We start from the raw sequence: 17,575 nt of genomic DNA on the forward strand, positions 1-17,575 counted from the left end.
GGCTGGGCTCAAAGGATGACAAGGATGAGAGATGCTGAATCCAGGATTCGTTACCCGCAAAGCGCTTGCTCACTGGCGGGACGTTCCCGCTTTTCTACCCCAGTTTCAATTCCATGAGAAACATCGAACGGTCATTCATACTGCTCACCCTGAAACTATTCTGCCATTGATTGCTAACTTTGACGTCCGGCAAGACCCCGTGATTCGGCGGCTAATGTCATTACGTCAAATACCGCAGAAATTTCTGCGCAACCCGCAGCCTAACGCGATCGGCGACTTTGGTTTGCACAGCTTTACCCTTTTGAAAAGCTCAGCATCTGAGCTGTGCTATGGCTTAATCGGGCAATTCTGGCGAGCTGATTTCGGTCTGGAAGACGTGCTGGATGCCAGTGCTTTTCAGACGCCAGCCGCACCGGGCAGTGCGAAACTGTTACTTCGCTATCGGATAACGGAACTGGCGCCAGGCCAACATGAACTCTGTACGGAAACGTTCGTCTATTGTCCGGACAGAAGCACTCGGCTAAGGATGACAGCTTACTGGCTGGTAATCCGGGCGGGCAGCGGCTGGATCCGTAAAAGGACGCTGAAGGCGGTCAGAGAGAATATTGAAAGTCAGACGTGAGGTGTACCTGTGAAATGTTCCGAAAGGGAACCTCGAGGGAGTATTTACCTGAATGTTTATGGGTTGAACAATGGAGGTTTTGATGAATAAGCGCGCTATTGCCTGTTTGCTCTTACTCAGTGCATTCGCTGTAAATTCTGCTGATGGCAGTAAGGGTGGTGATGGAGGAAATGGCTCTGATGGCGGAAGCGGTTCTGATGGTACCGTCTCATCTAATGGCCGAGCGGGTTGTCCGGGCGGAACAGAGCCGGATCCATCGGGGCATTTTTATCTTCCCGGTACAAAACAGCAATGCAACCCGGGGAAGCAGGATGCAATGAAGAGCGCCAGGCAATGAGATAAAGCGTGACAATACGCTAGCTCATCCTGATTCTGTTTCCTTACCTGCCTCCAGCTCCCGGCAAAATGTTTAGCAAGGTAAAAGACAGGCATCACGACGACACCGATAGATAAGCGTTTATGGAAAGCTTCTCCATGAAAAAAAACAGAACCACCTGAGCGCTTCTCACGAAAAATCGATTTTGACCACTTTGGGCAGCACGAGATTGAAAAGAGCTATCGATCCAGCGTGATTTTGACAATAATATCGATCTTATCTGGGATAGGTATATTCATCCTTTAGTTAAGCGTCTATTCACTATGTCATTAACATAATGTTCAATCGAAATATTGTGCTCCCGATTAATCTCAGAAATGAATGCGCTAAGATGCTCTTGCGATACATGAAGGGTAGTTGCAATAAGGTTATCAAAATCGTTCTGAGTGAATCGTTTATGTCCCTTCAACGTCGAACGCTGGAGCAAAGTGTGTGCGGTCACTTCCAGGACGGCCCGCCGGTAATGATCGGACAGCAGGACGTCAAGATCGATCTGAAGAATATCAAACTCAAAATGAAAGCTGACAAATCCCGATTCGACAGGTAATAAATAAATCAATTTGTCACCTAATTGCTCAACGTAAGGTTCATATCCTTCTCCCATTACTCGCGTAGCCTGCATATAATCCCTCTTCTTTCATGCATTAGATTAATTCCACTTGAATAAAAACACAGCATTACTCTTTTAAATCTTGTTTACAATACCCCGTAATAAAAAAGAGAATATATCCTCGCTATAAAATTATATTTTACCGTGCGGGTTTCCTTTTAAAGAAAAAATCTATCCATAAAAATAATTATAAAACGCATTGAAATTTTCATTACCAATAAGAGGCACAATCCTTTCCCGCAGCTCATCAATAAAATCATCTTTTACTTCGTCATTATCATCTGCTATATCAAAGATATCGTATTGACCATATACCAAATCAATAAGCTCAGCTAAAGAATATATGAACCCAGAGAAACTACTAGCTATCTGAAACGGTTCAATTACATCATAACCTGCATAAACAGAGGAACTCCCTTCACCGATAACCGCAATTATAGGTTTACCTCCACCTAAATCATCGCCAATAACAAGAAAATTATCTGGTAAGTGTTCATAACCACTTTGAGCCTTCAAGAGTTCATTGACTGAGTGAAATTTAATTGGCGTGAAGCCTGTTTCAATCTTTAACTTTTCAGGATTATAATTTTTATATAAAAAATCCACCTCTGTTGAACGAGGTAAGTCGGGCGGGAAGGCATTGTCCAGATCATTGACGGTGCTGAAACTCCCTGACAGCGAGTATTTATTGCAAATGACAATAAGTTGTTTTAATGCTTTTTCAATCTCATTCATAATAGTATCAGACGCATTCATAAATATAGCCCTCAGTAATAACTAATTAAATTAGAAAAATTTTGTAAAAGCAATTAAAAAAACAAGAAAGTAAATGCATTCTGAATAAAAACATCATCTGTATTATATAAGCCGGAAATAATTAATATTAATCCGGCTTTTATTAATCACTTATCTTTACGAGTACTGCCAAAAACCAGCTACGATATTCCTGCCAGATATGTTTTTATACAAATACAAAGCACCGTAACCAAAGATGTAATCACCATCAAGCAATGTATCTGGATAATAATTTTCATCTATCTGCATGAAAAATTCATAACCATCTTTTTGCAAAGCATCAAAATAATAATCTTCCGATTGTATTAACCTTGCATCTTCGGTTTTAGTGATAAAGTCAAACTCTTCACTTTCAACCTTATCATACCCAACAATAACTGCCTTATTTATGTGTTTTATCGTAAATGCATCATTATTGCTTTCATCAGAAAACGTATGCGTAAAAACTTTTACTGAACAATTGGGGTAGATATTGTTATCAATCATTTCATCATATCCTTCAGGAATAAGTATCGTAATATACTCATGCCCATCATCAGGATTCTGAACTGTCAAATAAAACTTATAACCCTGAATCTCCTCTAGTTTATCTAAAAATAATTCAGGGATATTTCCACCAATCCACCCAATGACATTACCATCAGAAAAGATACTTATTTTAGAGATCAGATTATATTTAATCATTTCTTAAACTCGCCCCCATAAAAAGTACATTTTCTCTTCCCTCTCGAAGCCTGCACAATAAACTGACAAATCTGCGTATAGCAGAAAAGGAAATATGTTATTAATGTAATAATTGGGCACTCCATCATTGCATTAATGAAGCCCCCTGTAAAAAGTAGTGATTAACAAAGCCACCCTCTTACGAGGGTAAGAACCTGTATCACCATGCTTCATCTTCAGGAATTATTTTTCCAATAAAACTTTCAAAATTTGGCTCAAGATAGATCTCCTCCTGATTTTCCAAATCACAAAAATATACTGCGCCATCATTTATCCCAACACAATAGGGGAACCCACCTCCATCAATTGCGAATGGTATAAAACTTTCTGCAAGAATTTTTTTGTTAATTACTAAATCCTTATAATAATCATCAACAGTTAATATACCCGAACTTTTAGTATGTAATATAGGTAGGAAATATTTTATATCATTCTCGTAGTGTTCGCTTTGATAAACACGACGACCTTCGTCCAGTATGCCACCATTACTTATAAGCCATAAAGATTTTAAGGCATTAGGAAAAGTTATGCCCAGCGAAACTTCGATCTCGCCTAGCTCATCAGCAGATACAGCAGGGGAAGAATCTATAAGTTTAATCATCATTTCTCTCCTATTGACAATGTTTAGGAATACGACCTCTCAGCCATCCTTTACTATGAGATATTTTTATAGCTTCAGGAGAGCCATACTTCACTCCAAAATGTTTTTCGAACTGAGATACAGACCCCTTATGTGGGAAAGATGCTTTGTGCGCCTCAGTCGTGACCAACTGCATAGTTGACTTACCTGTTTTTGGATCAAAATCATCAAGATGATGCCATGTATATTCGCTTGCATCAGCTTCACTTATGCCTGCAAGTTTGTAGGCTTCTGTGAAATCCCGCCCCCTTGATCCTTGAAGGGTAATTTCAACGATATTTCGTTGTGTCCCAGTAACAGGATAAAGTGATGGGCTTCCACTAAAGTCAACGCCGCTCAATGCCAGACCCATAGGGTCTATCCATAACAGAGGGTTTGGGGCATAGTTATATAAATTTAAGTTTCCACCATTCAACCCAATCGGATCCTGCACAATAAACCGCCCGACCTGCGGGTCGTAGTAGCGGAACAGGTTATAGTGCAGCCCCGTTTCACCATCAGCGTACTGCCCGGCATAGCGAAGCGGCTGGTGTGCCATCGCCGTGCGGTTCACAACCCTTGAGAATCCTTCGCTCTGGTGGCGCACCTCGCCAAAGCTGCCGTACTGGCCGCTCCAGCGCACCGCGCCGCGCTCGTCGGTCACTTCCAGCGGCGCGCCGTTCAGGTCGGTATTGAACCAGTAAATCTCACCGCTGCTCTGGTCACGAAGGTGATCCACCCGCGCCAGCGGGCTCCAGGCTTCATTCGGGTCGTATACATAGGTGCTGCACAGCCCGCTCTCCTGCTGCTCCTGCAGCAGGCGGTAGCCCTGCCACAGGAAGCGGGTGTTGGTAGTGCCGTGCGTCGTAGTGACGATTTTGCGCGTGCGGCGGCCCAGCGCGTCGTAGTGATAGCGCGCCTCAAAGCGCCCTTCCGGCCCGGTTCCCCGGGCGGACACCAGACGGTTCTCGGCGTCATAGGCGTAATGCTGTTCATACAGCCCGGTGCGGCGGCTGACCAGGTTGCCCCAGTGGTCGTATTTCATAAACAGCGCCTGCCAGTGCTGCAGGCGGTTATCCGTGACCGGTGCCGGATCGTCATTGGCGGCGAGGTTGTCCGCGGCGTCGTAGCTGAACTGCGCGCGGCTGTGCCCCTGGCGGGCCTCGTAGTGCTTCAGCAGACGCCCTTCAGCGTCGTAGCCGTAGTCCACCTCACCGCGCAGGCTGTCGCTGACGCCGGAAAGCTCACCGCGCGCGGTGTAGCGATACAGGCGTTCCAGTAGCGCCTGCTCCGGCAGGGTCACGTCCGTGCTCAATTCGCTGCGCTGCAGGGTGCGTCTGCCGAGACTGTCATACTGACGGAGCTGCTCGCGCGCGCCCTGAGTGCGGCGCACTTCCCGGTGCAGGCGGTCGCGGGTGAACTCGGTCACCAGCTGCTGCCCGAAGCGGATGGCGCTGACGTGGCCGGAGCCGTAGTGCAGCCAGGCCAGCTTTTGCTCGCCGGGCAGCGTCAGGCCGGTCAGGTTGCTCAGGGCATCCCATTCGTAGCCCACCTCGCCGTTAATGCCGGACTCGCTCAGGACGCGCCCGGCGGCGTCGTGGCGGTAAGCGATCTCATCGCTTTCGATACCCAGGGCAACGCCTTCGGCGGTTGGCGTGCGGCGAATGCGGGTAATCTGACCGCTCAGATCGCGGAAGTAGCGGTACTCCGCGTGGCGCTGAGTGAGCCCGATCAGCAGCCCGCTGTCGTCATAGCTGAACTGCTGGACGCGACGGGCGATACCGCCGTCGGCGGCAGGCCGGCCGTTTTCTTCGAGCGCGCAGAGGAACCCTCGCGCGTCCCATTCCATATGGCGCACGGTCTCGTCCGGGCGCGTTTCGCTGAGCGGGCGCCCCGCGGCGTCGTAGGTGAAGCGGTATTCCGCCCCGTTGCCGTTATCGAGTCGCAGCAGGTTACCGCGCGGGTCGTAGCGCCACTGGCGCACGCGGCCAATACGGTCGGTAAGGCTGACCGGGAGGCCGAGCGCGTTATAGGCCCAGCTCACCTCGCTTTCCAGCGGGTCGCGCCAGCCCGTGAGCTGGCCGCGTTCGTTCCACACCAGCGACTCGCGGCTGCCGTCCGGATGGATCACGACGCTCAGCAGCCCGGCACGGCTCCACTCCCGCCGCGTGATATTCCCTTCCGCATCCTCGCTGGCAATCAGCTGCCCGAAGCGGTCGTAGGTGAAGCGGGTGACGCTGCCGGAGCAGTCGGTGCGCTGCGTCAGCAGCCCCTGGTGGTTCCAGACCAGGCGCACCACGCCGCCGATGGCGTCGGTGATGCTCTCCGGCAGGTTTTCTTCTTCATCGGGATAGTCATACGCGGTGGTGCTACCGGCCGGATCCGTTTCCGACAGCAGGCGACCGCGAAGGTCGTACATGGCCTGCGCAGAGGTGCCGTCCGGGTACACCGTGCGGGTGATGCGGTCGGTCAGGCGATGCCAGTGATACTCCGTGCGGCGGCCCGCCGGATCCGTCTCGCTGGTCATGCGGCCGTATTTGTCCCACGTGCTGCGGCGCATCGCGCCGCCGGGCAGAATAACGTCGCAGAGCTCGCCGTCGCGGTAAACAAACGTCGTCTGGCGGCCGTCGTAATCCGTGAAGCGCGCGACGTTGTCGTCGTCATCCACCAGCCAGTGCGCCTGCGCGCCGTCTTCGCGGATCGCGCGGCGGGTGCCGTTATCAAAATCGTATTCGAACGTCAACTGTTCGCCGCCGCTATGGCGGAAACCGACCACGCGCGGCAGGCCGTCAATCTCCCGCCAGCGATATTCGCTCAGCAGGCCGTTGGCGTCCTCGTGGGCGCTCATCAGCCCGTCCTGCCAGCGGAAGCGTCGGCGCACGCTACCGCCCCGGCCGGTCACGGAGACCAGCTGGCGCTGTTCGTCATAAGCGTAACTGACCAGGCAGATCTCGTCATCCAGCCAGGCGCCGATGAGCCTGTCACGGTCGTAGCGGCAGACCACGCGCTGGCCCGCGCTGTCAGTCAGGGCATGCAGGGTATTATCCGCATTCCACTCGAAGAGGATATCGTTGCCGCACGGTTCAGAGATGCGCTGGAGCAGCGACGGGACATCATCCTTAAGCGGCGCATAGTGCCAGCGCTCGCCGCTGACGTCATACACAGACCAGCTGTCGTCCTGGTGATGTTCAAGCCAGTTTTTTTCGCTTTCGCAGTAGGTGCGCAGCCCTTTCGGGACCTTCGGGAAGGCGACGTAATCGCCGGACGGCGCGCGCCACACCAGGCCGTCCTGATACGTCTCCAGGCGACTTTCCCAGAACAGGCTCCAGCCGCGGCCCAGCACGCTGTCGCCGGGGTTGCCGCTGCGCCAGTAGCGCTGCCAGCGCACCGGAAGACGGGAAGGCAGGACGAAGTCCAGCTCATCATCCCCGCTGAGAAACTTCTGTCCGCTGACGATATCCACCGGGCGGGCGATGATCCCCGCTGCCGCCACGCCGGTCATCAGCGTGCCGGCGCGACAGGCGATACGGGCCAGCTTGTTTATGCCGGGGATTTTGCCCAGCAGCTTAGAGAGCGCCCCGACTTTGCCAGCGGCACCGCCCCACCCGCCGAGCAGGCCGGCGAACAGCAGGGTAAGATCGGAGACCTTGTAGAGCCACTCGGGCACTTCAGACTGAATGGGCAGGGTTTGCTGCGGGTCGCCGCCGATAATGACGTTGTCCGAACCGGTCATCACCTTCGCGTCGCAGGTGGTGCGATCCCCGATGCGGGAGGCAGGCTGGCTGTTAATGGAGACGCGCTTAGAGCCTTCGGCCATCTGCTGCGAGCCGTCGTCAGAACAGTCAACGGTGCTATCGGTGGCAAGCGCGGCGGGTTTACCGTTGATAAACACGTTGGGCGAGCCGGAGGTGATGACGCCTTTCTTCGTCATGCTGGATGCCCCGGCGTCCGCGATGCTGTCCCGGGCGGCGGTTGCCAGCTCCCCGGTGTAATACCCCACGGCGAGGCTGGCGCCGACGAGCAGGACGCCCACGCCAAGGCAGGAAGCGCCGAGACCCGCAATAAACATGGCCCCCGCCAGAATGCCCCCGGCGGCGGCAATCAGGCCACCGACAATCGTTCCGGCAATCATCCCGGCCAGCGCACCGGAGTGGCCGATATCATCACCAACGCGTGCTGCTTCAAACATAACAACGGTCCCTGAAGTTAATGGTGGAAGCGGAAGCTCCTGAGAAGATCGCCAAACAGCGCGCCGTCGGCATCGCCCAGCGCGCGGGTGCAGGTCATGGTGAACACCAGAATGTTATCGCCGTCGACGTTAAACACGGCCTGCTGCTGCCAGATGCGTTTCCCGTCGCGCAGGTAGCTGGCATGGACGGTTTCACCCTGTGAAAGGCCGTCGCCCAGCGTAGTGGCGATGCGCTCACCCTGCTTCCAGCCCTTGATGTGCTTTGCCATCAGGACGAGCTGGCGATCGATATACGCGGCAAGCGCTTCGCCGGGGTTGAGGGCATCGCGGGAAATGTTGAACGCCGGCGCATCCGCAGCGGGCGGCGCGAATACGTTGACGGTACGATCCTGATAACCCTCAGGAACGTTGATCAGTCCTTCACTGAACAGGCACTGCGAATGTTGTTCTGACATTGAGCGGGTCCCACCACATATTTTCAGAAGCGGTAAGTTTCGCATATGTGTTTAAGGCTGACTATCCCCAGATTATTGCCCCACCGCCACGCTCGCCGACAGGCCCGCCACCAGCTCAACCCCCTCCGGTAACCTGTCGATATGAATGCGCACCGGCACGCGCTGCGCCAGCCGTACCCAGCTGTAGGTAGGCTCGACGTCGGGCAGCCCCAGCCCGCCCGTCTCGTCGTTGCTGTCCCCAATCCCATGCCCAATGCTCTCCACGTGACCCGTGATGACTGGCTCATACCCCATCAGCACAACCTGCGCGGCATCCCCGACGTGAATATGGCGCAGCCTGGTCTCCTCAAAGTATCCCACCACCCAGAAGATGTGGGCATCGACGATGGCAACCTTTGTCTCCCCCGCCGTCGCGTAGTCTCCGGGGCGAAGCCGCAGGTGCGTGACGTACCCCGAAACCGGCGAGCGAACGGTGGCGTGCGCCAGATTAAGCTCTGCCAGATCCAGCGCTGCCAGCGCACCGTGATAGTTGGCCGCCGCGACGTTCGCCGCGCTGCCGGTTTGCTGCAAATCCTCGCTGGAGATGGCGTTTTTAATCAGCGTGCGTCGCCGGGCCGCATCCTGGCGCATCAGCATCTCATGGCGTTTCGACTCGACGTCCGCCTGCGCGCTCACCACCGCCAGCTTAAGCCAGCGCGGATCGATGGTGTAGAGCACATCGCCCCGGTTCACCCACTGATTATCCCGCACGGCCACGCTGATGACCGGCCCGGAGACGTCCGGCGCAACCTGCACCACATCCGCCCGCACGCGGCCGTCGCGGGTCCACGGCGTTTGCGCATAGTGTTTCCACATTATAAACGCCAGAAGCGTGGCAGCTGCAGCCGCGCTTAACGTCAACGCATAGCGAGCCAGTAAAGAGAGCAGTGATTTCATGACAATAACCCCAACGCGGTCAGGCCCTGCATCAGCAGGAAAAAGGTGACAATCCAGGTGGAAACGTCCAGCAGCGGGCGAAACGGCAGGTGCCGGTAGAGCCTGCTGAGAGAGAAAAGCGCCACGAGGCTCAGCGTGCAGACCAGCGCCGCAAGGGCGACCATCAGCAGCCCCGGAATAAAAACGCCGCCGATATTGAGATCGTTAACCATGGTCTGGCTCCCGTAATGCACAGTGCAGATCCACCAGCCTGAAGACAAACTGGCGCGTATGTTCATCTGCCGCAGGCAGATGGTGCGCGATAAGGGTGGCGATCCGCTCGCGTAAAGCGTGGCGGTCTGCGGCGTTTATCTGATGAAAAAGCGCGTCAACCTCCCTGCCGGGCGGTGCGTCACCACGGCGTAAATGCATAACCGAAAGCCCCAGACGCAGCGCGTGCAGCAGCCGATTGAGCGCCTGCTCTGGCGCATGTTCACTCCGCTGCAAACGCGGCAGCAACAGGGCGGTGCGGTCCATCATCAGGTTGATCCAGTGCGTTTCATCAACCCGCAGCGAACCCTTCACGCTGCGGCGAATGTCGCGCTGGCACAGGTTCAGCAGACGCGTGATAGCGCCATCCGCCTGCACGGTTTGCAGCAGGCTCATGCTGATGACGGCAAAGCCGGTGGCGGCAAAGAGCGCAATGGCAGTGTTGGCCGCAACGGCGAAGTCTCCGCTGTAGCGCGCACCCAGCTCGCACAGAATGGGCAGCGTCAGGGTGATCCCCATCGCCATAAACGTGGTGGGCGGGTGCGCCTGAAGCGACCCGGCCAGCAGATACGCCGGGGCAAGCACCGCCACCAGCACCGGGAAATCGCTCACCTGCGGCAGCAGCGCAAAGCTGTAGAGCAGGCTTATCAGCACGCCCCAGAACGAGCCAACGATGTACTTCACGATGTGCGGCGCCGGGGTGTCGAAGCTGCCAAACAGCGTGCAGCAGACGCCGAGTATCGACACCGCCGTTCCGCCGTCCGGCCATGCTGAGAAAATCCAGACCAGACAGCCGCTCAGAATGATGGCGGAAGCCCCCAGCGCCGTGCGGGCTGCGGTAAGGGGGTCGCGGTGGAAAACGTAGCCTTTTGCCGCGCGGGTTTGTACCTCCCCGAAGACCGGCTTCGCGTGGCGAATGGCTCCGGAAAGGCGCTCGCACTGTTGCAGAAGGGTGATGGCCTCGGAGAGGTAGCGAATAAAACTGACCTGCAGCGCGTCGTCAAACGTCTGCGCCTGCGCGGCATACCGATCGATGAGAAGCGTACAGCGGAGCCGCAGCGCCTCTGCCGTACTGCTGACACCCGCGCCTTCAGCGGCCAGCCAGGCTTGAACGTCGCCCAGCAGCGTTTGCACGTCGGCGGGCAGGGTTCCGATCGCTGGCAGGCGATCGTGCAGTTCACAGTTGACGATAACGAGCCGCGCCAGCCGATCGTGGATCGCTTTTCTGGCCTGCCGCACCGGGGCAGAGAGGGCAAAATCGTACGGAATATGGTGGCTGATGCCCTGCAGGAACTGCAGCGCAAGGGCCAGATGCAGGGGGCCGGAAGCCGCGTCGGGTTTACCCGCTAAGGTGTCGGCCACTCGCCCGCGAGCGGCCTGTAGCGTCTGGGATAATTTAGCGTTAAACAGCCCTGATGCGCGCGCGGGCAGCACGTAGCGGTGGATCAGCGCCGCGCAGAAAATCCCAATCGCGATCTCCAGCACGCGGATAATGGCGACGTTGAAGATGCCGCCGGGATCGGACACCGCCGGAAAGCCAATCAGGCTCGCGGTGTAGCCCGCCAGCACGAAGGCGTAGGCCCGGGGCGTGCGCTCGAGCAGGGAGAGCCACAGGCAGAACGCGATCCAGCCCGTCAGCACCGCGCTGCACAGGATCGGCGTATTCGCGAAGGTGGGCACAATCAGAACGGTCGTGCAGGCCCCGACAACCGTACCGGCCAGCCGGTAGAGGCTTCTGCTGAGCGATGCCCCCACCGACGTCTGCGATACGATGTAAACCGTAATAATCGCCCATGAGGGACGCTCGAGGCCGACAGACAGCGCGAGGTAATACGCGAGCATCGCTGCGGCAAAACTCTTCGCGGCGTAGATCAGCGCCCCTGCGTCGTTTCGCAGCGCGGGATGAGAGAAAATGTTTTTCATGCCGGGATTATTACCGGCTTGCAGACCCGCTTAAATACTCTATTCTGTCAAAAAATACCTGAATGTTGCCAGAATCGTGAAGCCTCAATCCGCTACTACGCTGTATGACCCTGACTCTAGCGCCTCTCCTGCCGTGGCGCGTCATCTGGACTTCGTGGATTACGCTGCGGAAGTGCCGGTACATACCCACCGCAAGGGCCAGCTGATTATTACCCGATACGGTGCGGTCAGCTGTTACGCGGAGAATGACATCTGGATCGTGCCGCCGGACTGCGCCGTCTGGATCCCCGGCGGGATCCCGCACAGCGCGAAAGCGACCTGGAACGCGCATCTTAACTATTTGTTTATTGAACCCGGCGCGGCGGCGCTGCCGGAAAGATGCTGCACGCTGGCGATCTCACCGCTGATTAAAGAGCTGGTCGATCGTCTGACGCGCGAAGGCGTGGATTATCCCGCCGACAGCCACGTCGCGAGGCTGACCCGCGTCACGCTGGACGAGCTCGCCAGCATGCCGCAGCAGAAGCTGAGCCTGCCGGTCTCAACCGATCCCAAAATTCGCGCCATGGCCGACGCGCTGGTCAGCCACCCGGAGGACAGAAGCACCCTGAAAGACTGGGCTAAACGGCTCGCCCTCAGCGAGCGCTCATTTGCCCGCCTGATGCAGCGCGAAACCGGGCTGAGCTTCGGGCGCTGGCGCCAGCAGCTGCATTTGATTATTGCCCTGCGGGAGCTGGCCAGCGGTGTGCCCGTCCAGAACGTGGCGACAACACTCGGGTACGAATCCGTGAATGCGTTTATCACCATGTTCCGAAAAGCGATGGGCAGCACGCCCGCCCATTACTTTGCCGAACGGAAAAATAGTAACCGTTAACCCGGCCCCTCGCTCCCCGCCGCCAGCAGCGGCACCACCACGTCACTGATGGGCACCGCAATACCGTGTTTGCGGCCGTAGCGCTGGATCACGCCGTTGCGGATATCCCACTCCATCGGACGATCGGCCTGACGGTCGGCAAGGATCGACGTGCCCAGGTCCTCAGGCGCGCGCTGGAAGTTCGCCAGAATCTCCTGGGCTACAGCATCGTCCAGCTTCGCCCCTTCGGCGCGGGCGACGGCAAGCCCCTCGCGCAGATAGGCCAGCGAAAGTTCGCTGACATCCTCGCGTCTGAACATCCCGGCGCGGCGGTTAGCCAGCACCATCAGCCCGGCAACCGCGTTTTGCAGCAGCTTGCGCCAGGCGACGCTAGCGAAATCTTCCGAGAGCTCAACCGCGCAGCGCGTATCGCGAAGCGCCTCCACTACCCGCTGCGCCTGCGGCACGTCCGGCAGCGTCAGGCGCGGTTTGGCGCGCAGCCACACGGAGGCATCCGGCTCGCGCTGCGCCGGGAACCAGACCACCGACGGCAGCACCGTCGCGCCGTTGACCCACGGCTCCAGCTGGGCTTTCTGCTCCACGCCGTTTTGCAGCGCGCAGACCACGGTGTTTTCATCGCACAGAGCCCGCAGCCACCCGGCGCTGTCGGCATTTTGCGTCGTTTTTACCGCCACAAATACCAGATCGACAGGGCGCGTGATGGCGGCCGGATCGGTTAATACCGGACCCGGCACCACCGTTTCACCCTCGTCGTCGCGCAAGCGCAGTTCAGGATGCGCGGTGCGTCCGCACAGCAGCGGCGTGCGGCCCGCGTCGTGCAGCACTGCGGCAATGGTGGTACCAATTGCGCCAGGCCCAATCAGCGCAATCACTGGATTGTCAGACATGGTTAACTCCCCTTTTCGCTAAGCCTGCTAACAGTTATACCACCCTGTAAAGTGAGCGCCACGTCGTTGTCTATACTCAACACACAACAGACAACGGAGTGCGCCATGCCTTTACCTGATTTTAAGTCCTCTGAACCTTTCACCCTCGGCATCGAGCTCGAACTGCAGGTGGTTAACCCGCCGGGCTACGACCTGAGCCAGGACTCCTCCGCCCTTATCGCCGCCGTCAAAGATGAGATCAAAGGCGGCGAGGTCAAACACGACATCACCGAAAGCATGCTCGAAATCGCCACCGGCGTATGCCAGAACATCGACCAGGCGGCGGCGCAGTTCTCGGTGATGCAACAGAGCATCCTGCGCGCGGCGGCGGAACAGCATATCCAGATCTGCGGCGGCGGGACGCACCCGTTCCAGAAGTGGCAGCGGCAGGAGGTGTGCGACGACGAGCGCTATAACGTCACGCTGGAACGCTTTGGCTACCTGATTTTGCAGGCGACGGTGTTCGGCCAGCACGTACACGTCGGCTGTCGGACCGGGGACGACGCGATTTACCTGCTGCACGGCCTGTCGCGCTTCGTGCCACACTTTATCGCCCTGGCGGCCGCCTCGCCGTATATGCAGGGCACGGACACGAAGTTCTCCTCGTCGCGGCTGAACATTTTTTCCGGGTTCCCGGATAACGGCCAGATGCCGTGGGTCAACAGCTGGCAGGAGTTCGAGGGGCTGTTCCGTCGCCTGAGTTCGACCAGCATGATCGACAGCATTAAGGATCTGCACTGGGACATCCGCCCCAGCCCGCATTTTGGCACCGTGGAGGTGCGGGTGATGGATACGCCGCTGACGCTCGGCCACGCGATTAACATCGCCGGGCTGATCCAGGCGACGTCCCACTGGCTGCTGACCACGCGGCCTTATAAGCATCAGGAACGGGATTTTATGCTCTACCGTTTTAACCGTTTTCAGGCGTGCCGCTACGGGCTGGAGGGGATCCTGACGGACGTGCACACCGGCGAGCACAAAACCGTGGCGGAGGATATCGCCTGGCTGCTGGAGCAGGTTGCGCCGTCGGCCGAGAAGCTCGGTGCCACAAGCGCAATCACTGAAATTGCCCTGCTGTTAAAGCAGGGCAAGAGCGAGGCGCAGCGCATGCGGGAGTTTATCGCCGACGGCGGCTCGCTGATTTCTCTGGTTCAGAAGCACTGCGAGCTGTGGGCGACGAGTCCGTAAGGCCGTGGCCCCACTCGCGCAGGCGCTGGAACAGCACGAACAGCGCCGGGATAAACAGGATCCCTACCACGGTCGCCACCAGCATGCCGCTGAACACCGTGGTGCCGATGATGCGGCGGCTCTGGGCACCCGCCCCGGTCGCCAGCATCATCGGCAATACGCCGATAATGAACGACACGGCGGTCATCATCACCGCGCGGAAGCGGCGCGAGGCCCCTTCCCGCGCGGCATCGACAATCGCCATCCCGTCCATGCGCCGCGCGCGGGCAAACTCCACGATCAGGATCGCGTTCTTGGCGGCGAGGGCTATCAATAGCACCAGACCTATCTGCACGTACACGTCGTTGGCATAGCCCGCCAGCCACAGCCAGACCAGCGCCCCACCGATGGCGAACAGCACCGAGAGCATCACGCTCGCCGGCAGCGTCCAGCTCTCGTACTGGGCGACGAGGAACAGCCACGCCATGACCACCGCCGCCAGCACGATCCACATCGCCTGGTTGCCGGTCTGCTGCTCCTGATACGACATGCCGCTCCAGGCATAGTCGTACCCGGCTGGCAGGTTTTCCGCCAGAATCTCGCCCATCGCCGCCATCGCGGTGCTGCTGCTCACCCCTTCCGCCGCGGAGCCGCTCACCGACACCGACGGAAACTGGTTGTACTGCTGCAGGAACGGCGCGCCGACGCTCGGCGTAATGGTGACCAGGTTGCTCAGGCGCACCCGCTCGCCGCTGTTGCTGCGCACGAACAGTTCGCTAATCTGCTCGGCGCGCTCGCGCCACTGCATCTCGTTCTGCATCACTACGTGGTAGACGCGGTTGTTGACGCTGAAATCCCCGGCGCGCGTGCCGCCAAAGGCCGTTTGCAGGCTGCTGAAGATGCGCGACACCGGCACGTCGAGACGGGCGGCGCGCTCGCGGTCAACGGTCAGCGTCAGCTGCGGCACGTTGCTGCTCCAGGTGGTGAACACGCGGCTCAGCTGCGGGTGCTGGTTGGCTTTCGCCAGCACCTCACGCGTCACGCGCTCCAGCTCTGCCGGGCTTTGCCCCGCCTGTGCCTGAATGCGCAGGTCAAAGCCGGAGGCGTTGCCCAGCCCCGGCAGCGTTGGCGGCGCGAAGGTCATGATGGTCGCTTCCGGCAGGGCCAGCAGCTGGCGCTGCAGGGTGCCCATCACCTCATCCAGCGGCGGACGCGCGCTCCAGTCCTTCAGCATGATGGAGATAAACCCGCCGTTGGAGGCGCTGGTGCCGTTGAGAATGTTAAACCCGGAGACCTGAATCACGTCCTCCACCGCCGGGTTTTTGGCGATTAATTCGCGCGCCGTGGTCATCACCGCCTCAGTGCGCTCCAGCGAGGCCGCTTCCGGCAGCTGGACGCTGGCGAAGAAGTAGCCCTGATCTTCCTGCGGCAGGAAGCCCTTTGGCATCGACATAAAGCTGAACGCTACCACGGCCGCCGCGCCCGCGGTGGCCAGCAGCGCCAGCCACGGACGAAGGTTGAACACGCTCACGATCCGGGTGTAAAGCGTGCGCGTGGCGTCCAGTCCGCGGTTGAATCCACGGAACACGGCGGCGGGCTGTGCCGGACGCGGACGCAACAGCATCGCGCACAGCGCGGGCGTCAGGGTCAGCGCCACCAGGCTTGAAAGCGTCACTGCGGTGGAAAGCGTCACCGCGAACTGGCGGTACAGCTCGCCGACAATCCCCGGCAGGAGCGCCACCGGCACAAACACCGCCAGCAGCACCAGCGTGGTGGCAATCACCGGCCCGGCAATCTGGCGCAACGCCAGCGCGGTCGCCGCCGTGCGGCTCTGCCCTTCCGCCATCAGCGTTTCGACGCTCTCCACCACCACGATGGCGTCATCCACCACCATGGTCAGCGCCAGAATGATGGCGAACAGGCTCAGCGTATTGGCGGAATAGCCGAGCGTGTAGAGCACCGCAAAGGTGCCCACCAGCGACACCGGAATGGCGAGGGCAACAATCAGCGTCGCGCGCCAGCTTTGCAGGAACAGAGACACCACGACCACCACCGCCAGCATCGTCAGCGCCAGCGAGACGCCAATCTCTTTGATGGTGGCGGCCACAAACGAGGTGGTGTCGAATTTGACTTCATAGACCAGATCGTCCGGGAAGCGCGTGGATAACCGTTCCAGCTCCGCGCGCACCGCATCGGCCACGCGCAGGGCGTTAGCGGACGGCGTCGGGTAGATGCCGAGGTAGGCGGAGTCGTGCCCGTTCAGCTGCGCGCCAGAGCTGTAGCTGCGCGAGCCAAGCTCGATGGTGGCGACGTCCTTCAGGCGCACCAGCTGGCCCATCTCCCCGGCGCGGATGATGATGTCGGCAAAGTCGTCGGCCTGGTTTAAACGTCCCAGCCCGTTGATGGTCAGGGTCTGCTGCTGGCCGTTAAACACCGGCGGCGTGCCGACCTGACCTGCCGCTCCCTGCACGTTCTGCTCGCGTAGCGCCTGCGCCACGTCATCGCTGGTCACGTTCAGGGCATTCATGCGGTCCGGACGCAGCCAGATGCGCATGCTGTAGTCCCGTGCGCCAAACATCTGTACCTGCCCGACGCCCGGCAGGCGAGACAGCGCCTCGCGCACCTGGGTGCTGGCGTAGTTGCTGACGAACAGCGGCGTGTGGGTGTTGTTCGGCGAGTAAAGACTTACCCCCATCATCAGGTTGGTGGCCCGCTTGCGCACCTGCACGCCGTTTTGCTGTGCCTCGGGCGGGAGCTGCGCCACGGCCTGCGAAACGCGGTTCTGCACATCGATGGCGGCGAGATCCGGATCGGTGCCCGCCGCGAAGGTAATGTTCAGGCTATAGCTGCCCTCGTCCGAACTGGTGGACTCCATATAGAGCATGTGATCCACGCCGTTCAGCTGGGTCTCCAGCGGCGTGGCGATGGCCTCCGCCACGTCAGACGAGCTGGCGCCCGGCCAGCTGGCAGACACATTCACCACCGGCGGCGTGATCTGCGGGTACTGCTCTACCGGAATAATCCTCAGCGCGATGGCCCCCAGCAGGGTGATGACCAGCGCAATCACCATCGCAAAGCGCGGGCGTTTGATGAAAAACGTCAGCATGATGGCTC

Annotated in this window: 15 protein-coding genes; 4 read left to right on the forward strand and 11 right to left on the reverse strand. The window is 58.2% G+C overall.

All coding sequences use genetic code 11. The features are described from left to right. Positions 1 to 31: 31 nt before the first annotated feature. Together ACWKXT_RS06825 and ACWKXT_RS06830 are read left to right on the forward strand one after the other, a co-directional pair. Entirely contained in the window at positions 32 to 622 is a 591-nt protein-coding gene (locus ACWKXT_RS06825; RefSeq protein ID WP_454532024.1) for a hypothetical protein, read from the forward strand. 82 nt (positions 623 to 704) lie between these two features. Further along, complete coding sequence (locus ACWKXT_RS06830; RefSeq protein ID WP_454532025.1) at positions 705 to 959, forward strand: hypothetical protein; 255 nt, start codon at positions 705 to 707, stop codon at positions 957 to 959. 274 nt (positions 960 to 1,233) lie between these two features. Here the strand turns inward: ACWKXT_RS06830 and ACWKXT_RS06835 are convergent, their stop codons facing one another. From ACWKXT_RS06835 to ACWKXT_RS06875, 9 genes are all read right to left on the reverse strand, one after another. Next, complete coding sequence (locus ACWKXT_RS06835; RefSeq protein WP_454532026.1) at positions 1,234 to 1,620, reverse strand: hypothetical protein; 387 nt, start codon at positions 1,618 to 1,620, stop codon at positions 1,234 to 1,236. A gap of 159 nt (positions 1,621 to 1,779) precedes the next feature. Then, positions 1,780 to 2,364 carry a hypothetical protein gene (locus tag ACWKXT_RS06840; RefSeq protein WP_454532027.1) on the reverse strand — a complete coding sequence of 195 codons (585 nt, stop codon included), beginning with the start codon at positions 2,362 to 2,364 and terminating at the stop codon, positions 1,780 to 1,782. Positions 2,365 to 2,520: 156 nt separating this feature from the next. Further along, positions 2,521 to 3,087, reverse strand: a complete 567-nt coding sequence (locus ACWKXT_RS06845; RefSeq protein WP_454532028.1) for a hypothetical protein — start codon at positions 3,085 to 3,087, stop codon at positions 2,521 to 2,523. Positions 3,088 to 3,286: 199 nt separating this feature from the next. Then, positions 3,287 to 3,730, reverse strand: a complete 444-nt coding sequence (locus tag ACWKXT_RS06850) for an SMI1/KNR4 family protein (RefSeq protein WP_454532029.1) — start codon at positions 3,728 to 3,730, stop codon at positions 3,287 to 3,289. 7 nt (positions 3,731 to 3,737) lie between these two features. After that, positions 3,738 to 7,934, reverse strand: a complete 4,197-nt coding sequence (locus tag ACWKXT_RS06855; protein WP_454532030.1) for an RHS repeat-associated core domain-containing protein — start codon at positions 7,932 to 7,934, stop codon at positions 3,738 to 3,740. A gap of 17 nt (positions 7,935 to 7,951) precedes the next feature. Continuing rightward, positions 7,952 to 8,389 (reverse strand): DUF1795 domain-containing protein, encoded by a 438-nt coding sequence (locus tag ACWKXT_RS06860; RefSeq protein WP_262181681.1) that lies wholly within the window; start codon positions 8,387 to 8,389, stop codon positions 7,952 to 7,954. A 72-nt stretch (positions 8,390 to 8,461) separates the two neighbouring features. Next, positions 8,462 to 9,325, reverse strand: a complete 864-nt coding sequence (locus ACWKXT_RS06865; RefSeq protein WP_454532031.1) for an efflux RND transporter periplasmic adaptor subunit — start codon at positions 9,323 to 9,325, stop codon at positions 8,462 to 8,464. Continuing rightward, positions 9,322 to 9,537 (reverse strand): DUF1656 domain-containing protein, encoded by a 216-nt coding sequence (locus ACWKXT_RS06870; protein WP_126815811.1) that lies wholly within the window; start codon positions 9,535 to 9,537, stop codon positions 9,322 to 9,324. The genes ACWKXT_RS06865 and ACWKXT_RS06870 overlap by 4 nt, the downstream gene beginning before the upstream one ends. Beyond that, positions 9,530 to 11,497 (reverse strand): FUSC family protein, encoded by a 1,968-nt coding sequence (locus ACWKXT_RS06875; protein ID WP_454532032.1) that lies wholly within the window; start codon positions 11,495 to 11,497, stop codon positions 9,530 to 9,532. Before ACWKXT_RS06875 ends, ACWKXT_RS06870 begins: the two co-directional genes overlap by 8 nt. Positions 11,498 to 11,573: 76 nt before the next feature. Here ACWKXT_RS06875 and ACWKXT_RS06880 point away from each other — a divergent pair, with 76 nt between their 5' ends. Beyond that, entirely contained in the window at positions 11,574 to 12,368 is a 795-nt protein-coding gene (locus ACWKXT_RS06880; RefSeq protein ID WP_454527952.1) for an AraC family transcriptional regulator, read from the forward strand. Here the strand turns inward: ACWKXT_RS06880 and ACWKXT_RS06885 are convergent. Next, on the reverse strand, positions 12,365 to 13,255 hold the full coding sequence (locus ACWKXT_RS06885) for an oxidoreductase (protein ID WP_010428325.1): 891 nt from the start codon (positions 13,253 to 13,255) through the stop codon (positions 12,365 to 12,367). The two genes, ACWKXT_RS06880 and ACWKXT_RS06885, sit on opposite strands and share 4 nt — an antisense overlap. A 105-nt stretch (positions 13,256 to 13,360) precedes the next feature. On the opposite strand from ACWKXT_RS06885, the gene ACWKXT_RS06890 reads away from it, so the two are divergent. Next, on the forward strand, positions 13,361 to 14,482 hold the full coding sequence (locus tag ACWKXT_RS06890) for a YbdK family carboxylate-amine ligase (protein ID WP_454532033.1): 1,122 nt from the start codon (positions 13,361 to 13,363) through the stop codon (positions 14,480 to 14,482). Here the strand turns inward: ACWKXT_RS06890 and ACWKXT_RS06895 are convergent. Beyond that, a complete protein-coding gene (locus ACWKXT_RS06895; protein WP_454532034.1) occupies positions 14,412 to 17,567 on the reverse strand; it encodes an efflux RND transporter permease subunit in 3,156 nt (1,051 codons plus the stop codon). The genes ACWKXT_RS06890 and ACWKXT_RS06895 overlap by 71 nt on opposite strands. Positions 17,568 to 17,575: the final 8 nt, after the last annotated feature.

The sequence above is a fragment of the Enterobacter sp. UPMP701 genome (assembly GCF_053709515.1).